Source organism: Desulfobacter sp. (assembly GCA_028768525.1).
Classification (GTDB): domain Bacteria; phylum Desulfobacterota; class Desulfobacteria; order Desulfobacterales; family Desulfobacteraceae; genus Desulfobacter.
The window spans coordinates 3846260-3863262 of the sequence record CP054837.1; the positions used below are offsets into that span (position 1 = coordinate 3846260).

Annotated in this window: 14 protein-coding genes; 11 read left to right on the forward strand and 3 right to left on the reverse strand. The window is 57.2% G+C overall.

All coding sequences use genetic code 11. The annotated features are described in order from the left end of the window. Positions 1–23: 23 nt before the first annotated feature. The 11 genes from mce to HUN04_17155 all read left to right on the forward strand — a co-directional run bounded on the left by mce (position 24) and on the right by HUN04_17155 (position 12565). Entirely contained in the window at positions 24–425 is a 402-nt protein-coding gene (gene mce / locus HUN04_17105; protein ID WDP91321.1) for a methylmalonyl-CoA epimerase, read from the forward strand. A 105-nt stretch (positions 426–530) separates the two neighbouring features. Beyond that, a complete protein-coding gene (gene scpA / locus HUN04_17110) occupies positions 531–2651 on the forward strand; it encodes a methylmalonyl-CoA mutase (GenBank protein WDP91322.1) in 2121 nt (706 codons plus the stop codon). Between the two features lie 4 nt (positions 2652–2655). Next, positions 2656–3630 (forward strand): methylmalonyl Co-A mutase-associated GTPase MeaB, encoded by a 975-nt coding sequence (gene meaB / locus HUN04_17115; protein ID WDP91323.1) that lies wholly within the window; start codon positions 2656–2658, stop codon positions 3628–3630. Positions 3631–3687: 57 nt separating this feature from the next. Then, the gene (sucC, locus tag HUN04_17120) at positions 3688–4848 is read left to right on the forward strand and encodes an ADP-forming succinate--CoA ligase subunit beta (protein ID WDP91324.1); all 1161 of its coding nucleotides are present in this window, start codon (positions 3688–3690) and stop codon (positions 4846–4848) included. A gap of 12 nt (positions 4849–4860) precedes the next feature. After that, positions 4861–5727, forward strand: coding sequence for a succinate--CoA ligase subunit alpha (gene sucD / locus HUN04_17125; protein ID WDP91325.1), 867 nt, complete (start codon positions 4861–4863; stop codon positions 5725–5727). 65 nt (positions 5728–5792) lie between these two features. Beyond that, positions 5793–6896, forward strand: coding sequence for a fumarate reductase cytochrome b subunit (locus HUN04_17130; GenBank protein ID WDP91326.1), 1104 nt, complete (start codon positions 5793–5795; stop codon positions 6894–6896). A gap of 15 nt (positions 6897–6911) precedes the next feature. Then, entirely contained in the window at positions 6912–8882 is a 1971-nt protein-coding gene (locus tag HUN04_17135) for a fumarate reductase flavoprotein subunit (GenBank protein ID WDP91327.1), read from the forward strand. Then, entirely contained in the window at positions 8882–9616 is a 735-nt protein-coding gene (locus tag HUN04_17140) for a fumarate reductase iron-sulfur subunit (protein WDP91328.1), read from the forward strand. Before HUN04_17135 ends, HUN04_17140 begins: the two co-directional genes overlap by 1 nt. Before the next feature lie 90 nt (positions 9617–9706). Beyond that, positions 9707–11317, forward strand: coding sequence for a fumarate hydratase (locus HUN04_17145; GenBank protein ID WDP91329.1), 1611 nt, complete (start codon positions 9707–9709; stop codon positions 11315–11317). A gap of 149 nt (positions 11318–11466) precedes the next feature. Next, positions 11467–11769, forward strand: a complete 303-nt coding sequence (locus HUN04_17150) for a hypothetical protein (GenBank protein ID WDP91330.1) — start codon at positions 11467–11469, stop codon at positions 11767–11769. Beyond that, positions 11717–12565 carry a transporter substrate-binding domain-containing protein gene (locus tag HUN04_17155; GenBank protein WDP91331.1) on the forward strand — a complete coding sequence of 283 codons (849 nt, stop codon included), beginning with the start codon at positions 11717–11719 and terminating at the stop codon, positions 12563–12565. Before HUN04_17150 ends, HUN04_17155 begins: the two co-directional genes overlap by 53 nt. Before the next feature lie 36 nt (positions 12566–12601). Here HUN04_17155 and HUN04_17160 read toward each other — a convergent pair whose 3' ends face one another. The 3 genes from HUN04_17160 to xsc all read right to left on the reverse strand — a co-directional run bounded on the left by HUN04_17160 (position 12602) and on the right by xsc (position 16983). Further along, positions 12602–13840, reverse strand: a complete 1239-nt coding sequence (locus tag HUN04_17160; GenBank protein ID WDP91332.1) for a hypothetical protein — start codon at positions 13838–13840, stop codon at positions 12602–12604. After that, positions 13827–14957, reverse strand: a complete 1131-nt coding sequence (locus HUN04_17165; protein ID WDP91333.1) for an SPFH domain-containing protein — start codon at positions 14955–14957, stop codon at positions 13827–13829. Before HUN04_17165 ends, HUN04_17160 begins: the two co-directional genes overlap by 14 nt. 247 nt (positions 14958–15204) lie before the next feature. Continuing rightward, the gene (gene xsc, locus HUN04_17170) at positions 15205–16983 is read right to left on the reverse strand and encodes a sulfoacetaldehyde acetyltransferase (protein ID WDP91334.1); all 1779 of its coding nucleotides are present in this window, start codon (positions 16981–16983) and stop codon (positions 15205–15207) included. Between the last annotated feature and the right edge of the window lie 20 nt (positions 16984–17003).

The window sequence follows — 17003 nt, forward strand, 5'->3', positions numbered from 1 at the left end:
TTAACCAAGAATGGAGATGCAAAATGAAAATTTTAAAAATTGACCACCTCGGTATTGCAGTTTCCAGTATTGATGAAAAAAAGAATTTTTGGACCGACGCCTTGGGGCTTTCCTTTGAGGGAACGGAAACCGTTGAGGCCCAGAAAGTGACCACCGCATTTCTTCCAGTGGGCGAAAGTGAAGTAGAACTCCTGGAATCGACCTCCGATGACGGCCCCGTAGCCAAGTACATTGAGAAAAAAGGTGAAGGCATCCAGCATGTGGCCTTCCGGGTCGAAAATATTGAAGAGGCCCTGGCTGAACTGAAGGAAAAAGGGATTCAACTCATCGACCAGGTGCCCCGCAAAGGGGCCGGCGGTGCCAAGATCGCATTCCTGCATCCCAAAGCCACCTCGGGTGTGCTGGTGGAACTGTGCGAAAGATAATCGTTTTTAGTCCTGAGCTATTGCGATTTGCCTACCCAATGTCCGGGGCCTGCAGAATGAGCCTGCCTGTGCCCTCCATAACCCCTTTATGACCGGAGGATAACCATGTCTCAATCGTCTGATATCCAAAAATGGGAAGAACTGGCCGAAAAACAGCTTCGGGGCAAGCCCCTGGAAGCCCTGACCCAAACCACCCCCGAGGGCATTGCCGTCAAGCCGCTCTATACCGCCCAGGACCTTGAAAAGGTAGAATTTAAAGACAGCCTCCCGGGGTTCAATCCCTATGTCAGGGGGCCCATGGCCACCATGTATGCCGGCCGCCCCTGGACCATCCGTCAGTATGCCGGTTTTTCCACCGCCAAGGAGTCCAACGCTTTCTATAGAAAAAATCTTGCCGCCGGCCAGAAGGGCCTTTCCGTGGCCTTTGACCTGGCCACCCACCGGGGTTACGATTCCGATCACCCCAGGGTGGCCGGCGACGTGGGCAAGGCCGGGGTGGCCATCGACTCCGTGGAAGACATGAAAATCCTCTTTGACCAGATCCCCCTGGACAAGATGTCCGTGTCCATGACCATGAACGGGGCCGTGCTGCCCATCCTGGCCGGCTACATCGTGGCCGCCGAAGAGCAGGGCGTCTCCCACGACCAGCTCATGGGCACCATCCAGAACGATATCCTCAAGGAATACCTGACCCGGAATACTTACATCTATCCGCCCGGACCCTCCATGAGGATTATCTCGGATATCATGGGGTTCTGTTCCCAGAACATGCCGCGTTTCAACACCATCTCCATTTCCGGCTACCACATCATGGAAGCCGGGGCCGATCCCGTGCTCCAGTGCGCATTCACCCTGGCCGACGGCCTGGAATATGTCCGTGCAGCCCTGGCCACGGGAATGGATATCGACCAGTTTGCCCCCAGGCTCTCCTTCTTCTTCGGCATCGGCATGGACTTTTTCATGTACATTGCCATGCTGCGGGCGGCACGGTTCCTCTGGGCGGAACTCATGGACCAGTTTAACCCCAAGAATCCCAAATCCAGCATGCTGCGGACCCATTGCCAGACCTCGGGCTGGAGCCTGACCCAGCAGGATCCCTATAATAACGTTATCCGGACCACCCTGGAATGCCTCTCCGCCGTTCTGGGCGGCACCCAGAGCCTGCATACCAATTCCTTTGACGAGGCCGTGGGCCTGCCCACGGAGCTTTCCGCAAGAATTTCCAGAAACACCCAGATCCTGGTCCAGGAAGAGACACGGATCTGTGATGTCATCGATCCCCTGGGCGGCTCCTATTATGTGGAATCCATCACCCAGAATATTGTGGACGAGGTCCGGAAGATCCTCAATGAGATCGAAGATCTCGGCGGCATGGCCAAGGCCATTGAATCGGGCATGCCCAAGATGCGCATCGAGGAGGCTGCCGCCCGCCGCCAGGCCCGTATCGACAAGGGCGACGACGTGATTGTTGGCGTGAATAAGTACCAGATCGAAGATGAAGAGCCCATTCCGGTCCGGGAAGTCTCCGAAGAGGTGAGAAACGAACAGGTGGCCCGGCTGGAAGAGATTAAAAAGACCCGGGACAATGCCGCCGTTGAAAAGGCTTTGGCCGACATCACAGCGGCCTGCGAAAGCGGCGACAACCTTCTGGCCGCCTGCCTGCCCGCGGTCCGTGCCCGGGCCACCGTGGGCGAAATTTCCGATGCCATGGAAAAGGTGTTCTCCCGGTTTGTGGCCACCACCCAGTGCATCTCCGGGGTATATGCGGAAAACGCCGACCCGGAAATCCTGGAGTCCCTGCGCAAGCGGACCAAGGATTTCGAAGAAAAGACCGGGCGCCGTCCCCGTATCCTGCTCTCCAAGATGGGACAGGACGGCCATGACCGCGGCGTAAAGGTCATTGCCACGGCCTATGCCGATTTCGGCTTTGACGTGGACCTGGGTCCCATGTTCCAGACCCCGGAGGAAGCCGCCAAGATGGCCGTTGAAAACGATGTCCATGTGGTGGGCGTCTCCAGTCTGGCCGCCGGGCACAAGACCCTGGTGCCCCAGGTGATTGAGGCCCTGAAAAAGGAAGGGGCCGAGGACATCAAGGTTGTGGTGGGCGGCATTATTCCGCCCAACGATTATGATTTCCTGAGGGATGCCGGGGCATCTGACATTTTCGGACCCGGCACCGTGGTCACCGAATCCGCCAACAGAACCCTGAACGCCATCGGGGCCTGATCCCATGTCTCCACTGGATCCGGATGCACTGATAAAGGGGGTTGAGGCCGGCAACCGGCGGATGCTGGCCAAGGCCATGACCCTCATTGAAAGCCGGCTGCCGGCCCACCAGGCCCTTGCCAACCGGATCATGGAAGCCATCCTGCCCAGGACAGGAAATTCGGTGCGATTGGGCATTACAGGAGTGCCCGGTGTGGGCAAGTCCACCTTCATCGAAAATCTGGGGGTGGCCCTGGCCGATGAAGGGCACCGGGTGGCTGTGCTGGCAGTGGACCCCACCTCCCGGCGTTCCGGGGGCTCCATCCTGGGCGACAAGACACGGATGGAGCAGCTCTCCGCCCATGAAAACGCTTTTATCCGTCCCTCTCCGGCCGGTTCAACCCTGGGGGGCGTGGCCGCCCGTACCCGTGAAATCATGCTGGTCTGCGAGGCGGCCGGGTTCGATGTCATCCTGGTGGAAACCGTTGGGGTGGGCCAGTCCGAGACCGCCGTGGCCGCCATGGTGGATTTTTTCCTGGTCCTGGCCATTGCCGGTGCCGGGGATGAACTCCAGGGCATTAAAAAAGGGGTGCTGGAACTGGCCGATGCCATTGCCATCAACAAGGCCGACGGGGATAACCTGGACCGGGTAAAACGGACCCGCCAGGACCTGGAAGTGGCCATGCACCTGGTGGCCCCGGATACTCCCACCTGGCACACCCCGGTGCTGACCTGCTCTTCGGTGACCGATGGCGGAACCCGGGCGGTATGGGAGACCGTACTGGACCACCGTAAGAAATTTCAGTCCACCGGAGAGTTTGACCAGCGCAGGCAAAGCCAGTCCCTGGAGTGGATGTGGACCCTGGTGGAAGAGGGGCTGAAACGCAGGTTCAGGGAGAATGAAAAAATAAAGGCTGAGATTCCTCTGGTTTCCAGCCGGGTTGAAAAGGCTCAGATATCGCCCACGGCGGCTGCCGGGGCGCTTCTGGCATTATTATAGCGTCAAAGTATTAGGTGTTGTGTGGTATTTATCAATCCAAGTTTTAAGGAAGAGTAAATGAAAATACATGAGTATCAGGCAAAGGAATTGTTCCGCAAGTACAATGTCCCCGTACCTGAAGGCGAGCCTGTTTTTTCAGTAGACGAAGCCAAGGACGCCGCATCAAAGCTGGGCGGATTCCCCGTGGTGGTCAAGGCCCAGATCCATGCCGGCGGCCGGGGCAAGGGCGGCGGCGTCAAGCTGGCCCATTCCATGGAAGAGGTAGAAACCCTGGCCAGTGAAATTTTAGGCATGACCCTGGTCACCCACCAGACCGGCCCCGAGGGCAGGCTGGTCCAGAAGCTGCTCATCGAAGCCGGGCAGAACATTGAAAAAGAGCTTTACCTCTCCCTGCTGGTGGACCGGGCCACGGCATCGGTGATCATCATGGCCAGCCAGGACGGGGGCATGGACATCGAAGAGGTGGCCGAAAAGACCCCGGAACGGATCATAAAAGTGCAGGTGGATCCCCTCATGGGCATCCAGGGCTACCAGCTCCGTGAAGTGGCCTTTGGTCTGGGTCTCAAAGGCCAGGCCTTCAAACAATTCGGCGGCCTTTTGTCCAACCTTTACAAGTGCTTTGTGGAGAACGACTGCTCCATGCTGGAGATCAACCCCCTCATCCTCACGGCCGACGAAAATGTCCTGGCCCTGGACGCCAAGGTGGATTTTGACTCCAACGCCCTTTACCGCCATAAAGACCTCCTTGAGCTGAGGGACCTCACCGAAGAGGATCCCCTGGAAGTGGAAGCCTCGAAATTCAATCTCAATTACATCAATCTGGACGGCAATGTGGGCAATATCGTCAACGGGGCCGGCCTGGCCATGGCCACCATGGACATCATCAAGAACGCCGGTGCCACCCCGGCCAACTTCATGGATGTGGGCGGCGGCGCTTCCTCCGAACAGGTGGAAAACGCCTTCAGAATCATCCTGGCCGATGAAAAGGTAAAAGCCGTACTCATTAATATCTTCGGCGGCATCCTGCGCTGCGATATCTTTGCCCAGGGCGTGGTGGATGCGGCCAAGAAGACCGGCATCAACATCCCGGTGGTGGTCCGCATGGAAGGGACCAATGTGACAGAAGGCAAGAAGATCCTGGCCGACGCCGGGCTCAACCTGACCAGTGCAACCGATCTTTCCGATGCAGCGCAAAAAATCGCTGCGGCTGTGAATTAAAGGAGGCCCAACGTGAGTATATTTGTAAATAAGGACACAAAGCTCCTGGTCCAGGGGATCACCGGTAATGAAGGCAGTTTCCATGCCCGGCAGTGCATCGAATACGGCACCAAGGTCGTGGCCGGGGTCACCCCGGGCAAGGGCGGCCAGAAAATGGACGATGTCCCGGTATTCAACACCGTGGCCGATGCCGTGAAAGAAACCGGCGCCAATGCCTCGCTGATTTTCGTACCCCCGCCCTTCGGCGCAGACGCCATCATGGAAGCGGCCGATGCCGGGGTGGATCTCATTGTCTGCATCACCGAAGGCATCCCCATCATGGACATGGTGAAGGTGAAAAATTTTTTGGCCACCAAATCCTGCCGCCTCATCGGACCCAACTGCCCGGGCATCATCACCCCTGAAGAGACCAAGATCGGCATCATGCCCGGTAAGATCCATACCAAGGGCAATGTGGGCGTGGTTTCCCGCTCCGGCACCCTCACCTACGAGGTGGTGGACCAGCTCACCAAACTGGGCATGGGACAGTCCACCTGTATCGGCATCGGCGGCGATCCCGTGAACGGCACCAATTTTATCGATGTATTGTCCGCATTCCAGGCAGACGATGAAACCGAAGCCATTGTCATGGTCGGTGAAATCGGCGGGTCTGCCGAGGAAGAAGCGGCAGCATATATCAAGGCAAACGTTACAAAACCGGTGGTCGGATTTATCGCCGGCCTGACAGCGCCTCCCGGTAGACGAATGGGGCATGCCGGGGCCATCATCTCAGGCTCCAGCGGTACAGGGGAAGCCAAGATCAAAGCATTCAAGGAAAACGGCATTCATGTATGCGAGAACCTTGGGCAGATCGGCCGGATTTGTAAAGACGTATTCTAGGCAGCTGCCGGGCAGGCCTCTGGAAAAGGGCTGCCCGGCATTATTTATCCTGTAAGGAGGTTAATTTGGAAAGCTACACCATTGAATCAAACAAGAAAAAGAGCAGGCTGCCCGCAAAGCTGGATTTTCTCCAGTCCGGTACCGGCCTGATCCTGGGGCTGTTCATGTGGGTGCACATGCTCCTGGTGGCCAGCATCATCCTTGGCAAAGGCGCCTTTAACTGGATAGCCAAAACCATGGAACTGGCATTCCTGTCGGATACCGGCCATGGATATCCCATTGCCGTGTTCTTTGCCGTGGCCGGTGTTTTTACCCTGTTTATCCTCCATGCCCTGCTGGGCATGAGAAAATTCCCCATTTCCTGGAAACAGCATAGGATCATGCAGGACCAGATGGTCATGATGAAACACCAGGACACCAATCTCTGGTATGTCCAGGCCCTTACCGGCTTTATCATGTTTTTTGCCGGTTCCATCCATCTTTACACCATGCTCACCAATCCGGGCGGCATCGACCCCTATCTTTCCGCAGACCGGGTGGTTTCCAGCAACTACTGGCTGGTCTACCTCATCCTGCTCATCTGTGTTGAACTCCACGGCACCATCGGCCTTTACCGGCTGTGCATGAAATGGGGATGGTTCACGGGAAAGGATTTCAAGACCGCCAGGGAAAAGAGGACAAAACTCAAACAACTCAAGAACAGACTCACCATTTTCTTTCTTTCTGTGGGTATCCTGGCCCTGCTGGTATTTGTGGTTATCGGCATCGGGCACAGGGACCAGGCCGGACAGCGCTATGCACCGGCCCACGCTGCCGTGACCGAGGCTGCCGCACCTGCCGAAGAGGCTGCCGCCGTTGAAGAAGAAGCCGTTGAAGAAGAAGCCGTTGAAGAAGAAGCCGTTGAAGAAGAAGCCGTTGAAGAAGAGACGGCCGCTGCCGAGGAAGAGGCCGTAGAAGCCGAAGCGGAAGAATCCGAAGAGGCAGCAGAAGCGGTCGTTGAAGAGGCCGAGGACGAAGCTGAAGAGGAAGCCGTTATCGAAGAAGCCGTGGAAGAGGAAACCCATGACACAGAGGCCGAAGCGGCGGAAGACCATGCCGAACATGAAGAACATGCCCCGGCCGGCGATTCACACGGTGACCAAGCACATGCCGCAGACGAAACACACTAAGAAAGGGACGATTCAATGAATATCATATATACGGATTCACTTATTATCGGCGGCGGCCTTGCCGGGCTTCGCGTCGCCATTGCCGCCAAGCAGAGGGGGTATGAGAGCATTGTACTCTCCCTGATGCCGGCCAAACGGTCACACTCGGCAGCCGCCCAGGGGGGGATGCAGGCCAGTTTAGGCGCCTGTATCAAGGGCGACGGGGACGATGAAGACGTCCACTTTGCAGACACGGTCAAAGGCTCCGACTGGGGCTGCGACCAGGATGTGGCCAGAATGTTTGTCAATACGGCGCCCAAGGCCATCCGCCAGCTCTCTGCCTGGGGGGTGCCCTGGTCCAGGGTCAGGGCCGGGGACCGGGACGTGGTCATCAACGGCAAAAAAGTGACCATCACCGAAAAGAAAGAGGCCCAGGGCCTGATCACGGCCAGGGATTTCGGCGGCACCAAAAAATGGAGAACCTGCTACACCTCCGACGGCACCGGCCATACCATGCTCTATGCCATGGACAACAAGGCCATCCAGATGGAAATTCCTGTCCATGAGAGAAAAGAGGCCATCGCCCTGATCCACGAGGACGGGGTCTGCCACGGCGCCATTGTCCGGGACCTTGTCACCGGCGAACTCATCGCCTATGTGGCCAAGGCCACCACCATCGCCACCGGCGGGTACGGCCGGCTGTATTCCGTTTCCACCAACGCCGTCATCTCCGAGGGCATCGGTACCGCCATTGCCCTGGAAACCGGCGTCGCCACCCTGGGCAACATGGAAGCGGTGCAGTTTCATCCGACGGCCATCGTGCCCGTGGGCATCCTCACCACAGAGGGCTGCCGCGGCGACGGCGGGCTGCTCCTGGACAAGGACGGCTACCGCTTCATGCCGGACTACGAGCCCGATAAAAAAGAACTGGCCTCCAGGGACGTTGTCTCCCGCCGCATGACCGAGCACATGAGAAAGGGCAAGGGCGTGCCGTCGCGCTACGGCGACCACCTCTGGCTGGACATCACCCTGCTGGGCCGGGAACACATTGAAAAGAACCTGAGGGAAGTCAAAGAGATCTGTGAATACTTCCTGGGCATCGATCCGGTGAAGGAATACATCCCGGTCCGTCCCACCCAGCATTACTCCATGGGCGGGGTGAGGACCAAGGCCACCGGCGAAAGCCCGACCTTGAAGGGGCTGTTCTCCGCCGGCGAAGCCGCCTGCTGGGATATGCACGGCTTCAACCGCCTGGGCGGCAATTCCGTAGCCGAGACCGTGGTTGCCGGCATGATCGTGGGCGAATACGTGGCCGACCACTGCGCTTCCCACAGCCTCAACGTCTCCACCTCCACCGTCGAACACTTCCTGAAACGGGAAGAGGGCAAGATTGCCGACCTGCTTACCCGGGACTACGGCGAGAATCCCTTCCAGCTCAAGGCTGAAATGCAGAAGATCATGATGGACAAGGTGGGGATTTTCCGTAACGGCGAAGATTTGGAAAAGGCAGTGGAAGAACTCAAGCTGCTGAACAAACGGGCCAAGAAGATTGCGCTGCGCAACCGCATCTCATCTGCCAACCCGGAACTGGTGGAGGCCATCCGGGTGCCCAAGATGATCAAGCTGGCCCAGTGCGTGGCCTATGGCGCCATGCTCCGTACCGAAAGCCGCGGTGCCCACGCCCGTGAAGACTATCCTGAAAGAAATGACCGCGACTGGCTGAAACGGACCCTGGTCACCTGGAAGGACGATGAGGCCGATCTGCCGGAAATCTTCTATGAAGACCTGGATGTCATGAAGATGGAAATGCCGCCGGGCTCCCGTGGTTACGGTGTGGACAACACCGTACACCATCCGGATACGGAAAAACGGGTGGCCGAGATCGAAGGGATCAAAAAGGCCAATCCCACGGCGGATCGCCATGAGATGCAGGAATTGCTCAATCCAATTGAGATTCCGGAGAAATTCAAAGGTAAAAATGAACGTATCGGCAGGGGGTACAACTAATGAGTGAAGAAAACAGAATTTTAAAATTTCATATATTCCGGTATAACCCCCAGAAAAAGGGCGACAAACCCCGTATGGTAACCTACGAGGTCACCGAAGCCCCTGGGATGACCATTTTTATTGCATTGAACGATATCCGGGAACACCAGGATCCTTCGCTTCAGTTTGACTTCATCTGCCGGGCCGGCATCTGCGGGTCCTGCGGCATGGTGATCAACGGCGGACCGGATCTGGCCTGCCGGACATTGACCAGCAAGTTTGAGGACGGGGAAATCACCCTGCTGCCCCTGCCCGGGTTTGAACTCATCGGAGACCTTTCCGTGAATACGGGCAAATTCATGCGGGCCATGAGCGAGCGGGTGGAATCCTGGATCCACGACGTCAATGCCGATGATGTGAATTACAACCAGCTGGAAGAACGGATGGATCCCGATGTCATGGATGAAATCTACGAATTGGAGCGCTGCGTGGAATGCGGTTGCTGTATTTCCGCCTGCGCCACCAAGCGGATGCGTCCGGATTTCCTCTCCGCCGTTGGGTTTATGCGCCTGGCAAGGTTCTATCTGGATCCCAGGGATAAACGGACCGACGAGGAATTCTATGAAATCATCGGGGATGACGACGGGGTATTCGGCTGCATGACCCTTCTGGGCTGCGAAGATTACTGCCCCAAGGATCTGCCCCACCAGACCCAGATTGCATTTTTGAGACGTAAAATGGCCCTGATTAAATAGGGGTGATCATTAGATAGTAGGAAAAAACAGCACGGCAGGGCAGTGGGGCGAATAGGGTTTCACTGCCTTGTCGGTTTTATGAGGACAAAAATGACTGAATTTAAGTTTGATACCATGTTCCCCTTGGGGGAAGACACCACCGAGTACCGCCTGCTGACCAAGGACCATGTCAGGGTGAAGGAATTCGAAGGCAAAGAGGTCCTGCTGGTAGAACCCCAGGGCTTAAACCTGCTTTCCGAGACTGCGTTCAAGGATGTGGCCCACCTGTACCGGGTGGAACACCTGGAAAAGCTGCGGGACATCATTAATGATCCGGACAGTTCGGATAATGACCGCTACGTGGCCCTGGAACTGCTTAAAAACGCCGCCATTTCAGCGGAAAAAGTTTATCCCATGTGCCAGGATACGGGCACGGCCATTGTCATGGGCAAAAAAGGCCAGCAGGTCTGGACCTGGTCCGATGACGAGGAAGAGCTTTCCAGGGGCGCTTTTGAGGCCTATACCAAAAATTATCTGCGGTATTCCCAGAACGCGCCCCTGACCATGTACAAGGAGGCCAATACCAAGAACAACATGCCCGCCCAGGTGGACATCGCTTCGGTTCAGGGTGACGAATACAAGTTCCTGTTCATGGCCAAGGGGGGCGGGTCTGCCAACAAGACGGCCCTGTTCCAGATGACCAAGGCCGTGCTCAACTCCGAAGAGATTCTCATCAACTTCATGCTGGACAAGATGAAGGCGCTCGGCACTGCGGCCTGTCCGCCCTATCATATTGCCTTTGTCATCGGCGGCACCACGGCGGAACTCAACCTCAAGGCCGTGAAACTGGCCTCTGCCCGGTATCTGGATTCCCTGCCCACCCAGGGCAGCGACACCGGCCACGCCTTCCGTGACACCGACCTGGAGGAAAAGGTGCTGGCCAGGTCCTATGACCTGGGACTGGGCGCCCAGTTCGGGGGCAAGCATTTCGCCCTGGATATCCGGGTCATCCGCATGCCCCGCCACGGTGCCTCCTGCCCCATCGGCATCGGGGTATCCTGTTCCGCCGACCGGCAGATCAAAGGCAAGATCACCCGGGAGGGCATCTTCCTGGAGCAGCTGGAAGAAGATCCGGGCAAATACCTGCCCGCATCCGAGCCTGAAATGGCGCCGGCCGTAGAGATCGACCTGAACCGGCCCATGGACGATATCCGGGCCGAATTATCCAAATATCCGGTGTCCACCCGCCTTTCCCTTTCCGGAAAGATCATTGTGGCCCGGGATATCGCCCATGCCAAGTTCATGGAGCGGTATGAGGCCGGCGAGGGCCTGCCCGACTATATTAAAAACCATATCATTTACTACGCCGGCCCGGCCAAAACACCTGACGGCCAGGCCTCGGGCGCCTTCGGACCCACCACGGCCGGCCGCATGGATCCCTATGTGCCCGTATTCCAGAAGGAAGGGGCCTCCATGATCATGCTGGCCAAGGGCAACAGGACCCAGCAGGTCACCGATGCCTGCAAGGAATACGGCGGGTTCTACCTGGGGTCCCCCGGCGGTCCTGCCGCCCGCCTGGGCAAGGATTTTATTAAAAAGGTGGAACTTGTGGAATACGAGGAACTGGGCATGGAAGCCGTGTACATGATCACGGTGGAAAATTTCCCCGCCTTTATCATCGTGGACGACAAGGGCAATGATTTTTATGCCGGCCTGCTTTAACCGCTAGTCACATCGCATTATAAAAAAACCCGGGTACTGCCCGGGTTTTTTTTATTTGGAGGGTCCTGGGACAGAGATTTGAAAATGATTTGGCAATGGAAAAAAAGGCTGGAATGTGGTAGGATGGCTGGCGTATTTGGGGAGAATCAATGAGACAATATATCGCTGGAATCATTTTTGTACTCATCGTCGGTGCAGGGATGGTTCGGGCCGACGAAATCGTTCTGGAAAACGGGAACATTTTTTCGGGCAATGTCCTGGCGCTGACCGAAGATACGGTGTCCATCCTGGTCGACGGAAAGAGTATCATCATTGAGAGAGATGATGTTCATGCCGTATTTTTAGGGGAACAAACCCCTTTTTCATCCAAGGGGTATCCGGGCTTGAATGCAGGGAAGCATGATGGGGAACAACAAAGCCGCGGCACAGATCAAAAAATCGTTGAAAATTAGGGCTGTCCTGTTTATTTGGGCAATCTGCCTGGGGCTGCTGCCCATGGCCGGGGAGGCTTTGGCAGAAGAGGAACGCGCCCTTGACACCATTCATGTGGTCACCCCGGAATGGGCCGGGCAGACCAACCGTGACGGTTCAGGGCTCTTTTTTGAAATTGTCAGGGCGGTATATGAGCCCGCCGGCATTCATATGGATTTTAAACTGGTTCCCTGGAAGCGGTGCCAGGCCATGCTGGCCACGCCGCGCTCCGATGCCGACGCCATGCTCTGTACGTGGAAGCCCCATGCCCGGAAGCGGCGTCTGCTGACACCGGCATACCCCCTTTATGTGGAGCAGACCGCTGTCATCTTTAAAAAGGCGTCCAAGATATCCTGGCAGGGCATCCATTCCCTGGATTACAGGCGGGCGGTGTGGCTGAGGGGATACAACTACCACACCGATAGTCAAATGAAAAGCGTTCAACTCTCACTGCAGCATGAGGTGGATTCCTATGAAGAGGCATGGCGGCAGTTGAATTTGGACCGGTTTGATTTCTATATTGAGGCCCTCATAGACCTGGATGCGTATATCCGTGAAAAAAATATCGATATGCGCCTTTACCAGAAAGAGGTGCTCTGGCGGACCGATGCCTATGTGGCTTTTTCCAATACAGACCGGAGTCGGCGGCTCATAGCGGTGTTTGACCGGGAAATGTCACAGCTTTTTCAATCCGGGCGGCTGGCGCAGATCTACCGCAAATGGAAGCAGCCCTTTTTTTCGGAGCACTGGGAGGCCGTTTCCCCGTCCAAAGAATAAAATCCCCTTTCAAGGCCATTCTGGGCCTTGGTAGACTCAAAGATTTCCAGATAGTTTTAATACATTGTTATTGATGGCCAGGTTCATTTCCCTGTGGATGAATTCGTGGTGATGGGGCGCAAAGGGAAGGAATATCAATGAAACGGCCCTGGCCTTGATCCGGGCATCGGCAATAACCGGAAGATGGTCCTTCAGGGGCCTGGCCAGGGAGGCCAGGGTCAGCCGGATGCTCTGGATGGCCTCGGTTGCCGGCAGGGTAATGGGCATATGGGTGTTTTTCCTTATTTTCTGGTCTAGTCCGGGGACCGGCTGGGCAAGGGTGACCTGGCGGGAGATGCGCAAAAACACCTTGGGCCTGATTTTAAAGGCCGGCGCCCAGAAATGGAGTTCATCCGGTGCCGGGTCCAGGGCACCGGCGCCGGGAAGATTGGCCAGTGCCATGAGGTCTTTCCGGGTGTTCAGCGCCATCCCGCTGACCTCTGCTGAAATTTTCCAGAAGGGAATGAGCACATCCTCGGGCGTATCGGTTCCTGCCTCGCCGAACCGGATCCGGGCAAGCGCATCCTGCCTGGCCTGCCAGAGGCTGTCGCAGTTTTTGCAGAGCAGCACCAGGGAGTCGGACTGCCCTTCAAGGTCCCAGCCGCATCCCGGGCATACCCCGGATAGGATGCGGGTTTCCTTTTCCGGCCGGCAAAGGTCCTTGTCCGTATACTCCCCGAGGGAATCGGCGCTGCCCAGGGGGGTGTTGAGCACCCCGTCAAAGAGCTGTTCCCCTGCCCGGTAGACCGGGGAATATATCAGGCTGACGGCCTCGCCGATGTCTTCGGTGATCAATGCATTCCTGACGGATTTGGTCCGGCCGGAAAGGGCGGCCAGGCTGTCGCTGAGGGGGCGGGGCCGCAGGAATTTTCCCTTTGTCCTCACCGATACCCGTCTGAGTTTAAGGGCCTGGGAGCGGAAGCCCAGGGAAAAGGGCACCTTTTGCGGGGGATTGGCAGCGGCCAGGCAGGAGACATCGGTGAACCAGTGGTCCACACCGGACGGGGTGCAGGCGTACTGCACCCCCTTGAACCGCCAATAGGGCATGAACAAAAGCTCTGTGTCTTGGGGAATATCCTTATGGGGCGCCAGAAAAAAACGCCCGAATCCTTTCTGGGCAATGCAGGATCTGACCCGGCAATAGGGGCAGACAAAGAACCGGTCCGCCTCATCCAGAAACACCGGCGCCCCGCAGGAGGGGCAGTGATGTTCGACCGAAAAGTTAATGGCGTTCACCGCATTGGTCGCAGAACACCGCGTTGTTCAGGTTTTCCGCCCCGCATTTTTTACAGAATTTGGTGTCCGTTGCTTTTTCGCAGGCCGTGCCGCACCTGGGGCAGAATCGGGTCTCCGGGGTGATGTTTTTCCCGCATTGGCTGCACTTGTCCAGTATCACCTGCTGGTGGCCGCAGGAGGGGCAGAAGTTGGCGTCCGCCTGGATTTTGCTTTTGCATTCCGGGCAGGTGGTTTTGGCGGTGGTTTCCCCGGCGGTGCCGCCCATGGCCTGGGCAAATACCCCGGGCAGCATCATGCCCACCCCCATGCCCATGCCGGCACCGGCGCCGTCGGAGGCCAGCCCGCCGTTTCCTTCGGCAATTTTTTCCATGGCCATGGCTGTTTTCATTTGCATGAGCCGGTTCATGTCGTCAAACACCTCCACCCGGCTTTTGTCGTCAATGGCCTTCTGGACTTCAGGGGGCGGGGTGATGGCATTGATGTAAAGGTTGCTCAGGGCCAGGCCGAATTGTGAAAAGTCCTCTTTTACCCGCTCGGCCAGTCCCTGGGCCAGTTCATCATACTGGGCGGGCAGATCAAAGATAGAGGTGATCTGTTCGCCGATATAGTCGTTGAACCGGGAAACCACCACCCGGCTCAGGTACTGGCTGATGTCCTCGGTGGTGAACAGGCCCTGGGTGCCGGCGATGCGGTTGATGAACAGGGCCGGCTGGACAATGCGCATGTTGAATATGCCGAAGGCCCTCAGCCGCACCAGGCCCAGTTCCTTGTCCTTGAAAGCCACCGGGTCCCGGGTGCCCCATTTAAGGTTGGTGAAGGTCTTGAGGTTGGTGAAGTAGACTTCGGCCCGCAGGGGGCTGGTCATGCCCCAGGGCAGGCTGGCAATCTTGGTCAGCACCGGGATATTGGCGGTCTTGAGGGTGTGGCGGCCGGGCCCGAATGCGCCTACGGCCTTGCCGTTGTAGAAGAATACAGCGGCCTGGCTTTCCCTTACCGTAAGCTGGGCGCCGTATTTGATTTCGGCGGAACCGGTTTCCGGCAGGCGGTAAACCAGGGCATCCCCGGTATCGTCCAGCCATTCAAGTACTTCAAGAAAAATCAGGTTGTTGGTGCCCACGGTATTTCTCCTTCAGTTATGGATCATTTTTTTGGGGGTATCGGGTACGCTTTCCGGTGATTTAAGCGGTGCCCAAAAAATCGTCTGGATAGTATCGTTTCCATCTGGATGAGATTAATTTGTTATGCACCTATTGTCAAGCCGGGTCATCCGGGCGGGCATTTTAACATTCGGGGGGAAAGGAAGGGGGGGATGCTGAGAATGGCATCCCCCCGGATATTGGATAAACGGGCTCCTCGGATTGGGATCAGGCGCCTTTCTGGGGCCTCATATCCGCCATATTTATGCCGGCAACGGACACGGGCTTTTTCATGGCGTCACGGCGGAAGGGTTCGCCCAATTCCATGTTGGTCATGACTTCGATGAATGTTGTTTTACCGTCTTCCATCTGGGTTTTGATGGCGGCGTCAAGCTGATGGGTCAGTTCGTCCATGGTCCATGCTTTCACGCCGATAAGGCCGCAGGCTTTGGCGATTTCGGAGTAGTGGACCTGGCGGTCCAGTTCGGTGCCCACGAAATTATCGTCGAACCAGAGGGTGGTGTTCCGCTTTTCGGCGCCCCAGTGGTAGTTGCGGAAGATGATCATGGTGATGGCGGGCCAGTCGTCGCGGCCGCAGGCGGTCATTTCGTTCATGGATATACCGAAGGCCCCGTCCCCGGCAAAACCGACAACCGGCATATCGGGATGGGCGATTTTGGCGCCCAGGATGGCGGGGAAACCGTATCCGCAGGGGCCGAACATACCGGGGGCCAGATATTTGCGGCCGGCTTCGAAGGTGGGGTAGGCATTGCCAATGGCGCAGGAATTGCCGATGTCAGAGGATATAATGGCGTCCTGGGGCAGGGCCTTTTTGATGGCCCGCCATGCCATGCGGGAGGTGATCTTTTCGGGATCGGCTTCCTGGGCCCGGGCATTCCAGGTGGTGCCCGGATCGTCATGTTCATGGTCCATGGTCGAAAGTTCGGATTCCCAGGCTCCCTTGGTGGATTCGATCAGGGCCCTGCGCTCTGCACGGCCGGCATCGCCTGCGGTGTCGGAAAGCTGTGCCAGGATCCCCTTGGCAACTTTTTTGGCGTCGCCCACAATCCCTACGGTAACCGGCTTGGTCAGGCCGATGCGGTCGGGGTTGATATCCACCTGGATGATGGCCGCATCCTTGGGCCAGTAATCAATGCCGTAACCGGGCAGGGTGGAAAAGGGGTTAAGGCGGGTGCCCAGGGCCAGGACAACGTCGGCTTTGGCGATCAGCTCCATGCCGGCCTTGGACCCGTTGTATCCCAGGGGGCCTGCAAACAGGGGATGGGAGCCTGGGAATGCATCGTTGTGCTGGTAGCCGCAGCAGACCGGGGCATCCAGCCGCTCGGCCAGGGCCTTGGCATCTTCAATGGCATTGCCGATGACAACGCCGCCGCCGTTTAGGATGACGGGGAATCTGGCCGTGGAGAGCAGTTCAGCCGCCCTGGCAAGGGCTGCTTCTCCGCCGGCCGGCCGTTCAAACTCCACAACGGCCGGCAGCTCAATATCAATCACCTGGGTCCAGAAGTCCCGGGGGACGTTGATCTGGGCGGGTGCAGATGCCCGTTTGGCCTGTAGGATCACCCGGTTCAGCACCTCAGCCATGCGGGAGGGATGGAGCACCTCCTCCTGGTAGGCCACCATGTCTTCAAAGATGGCCATCTGGGGCACTTCCTGGAATCCGCCCTGGCCCATGGTCATATTGGCGGCCTGGGGGGTCACCAGCAGGAGGGGGGTATGGTTCCAGTACGCTGTTTTTACAGGCGTGACGAAATTGGTGATCCCGGGGCCGTTCTGGGCAATCATCATGGACATTTTGCCGGAAGCGCGGGTAAATCCGTCTGCCATCATGCCGGCGTTGCCTTCATGGCCGCAGTCCCAGAACGTGATCCCGGCTTTAGGGAAAAGGTCTGAAACCGGCATCATGGCCGAGCCGATGATACCGAAGGCGTTGTCTATACCATGCATCTGCAATATTTTTACAAATGCTTCTTCTGTGGTCATTTTCATTATCTTTCCTCCATTAATAC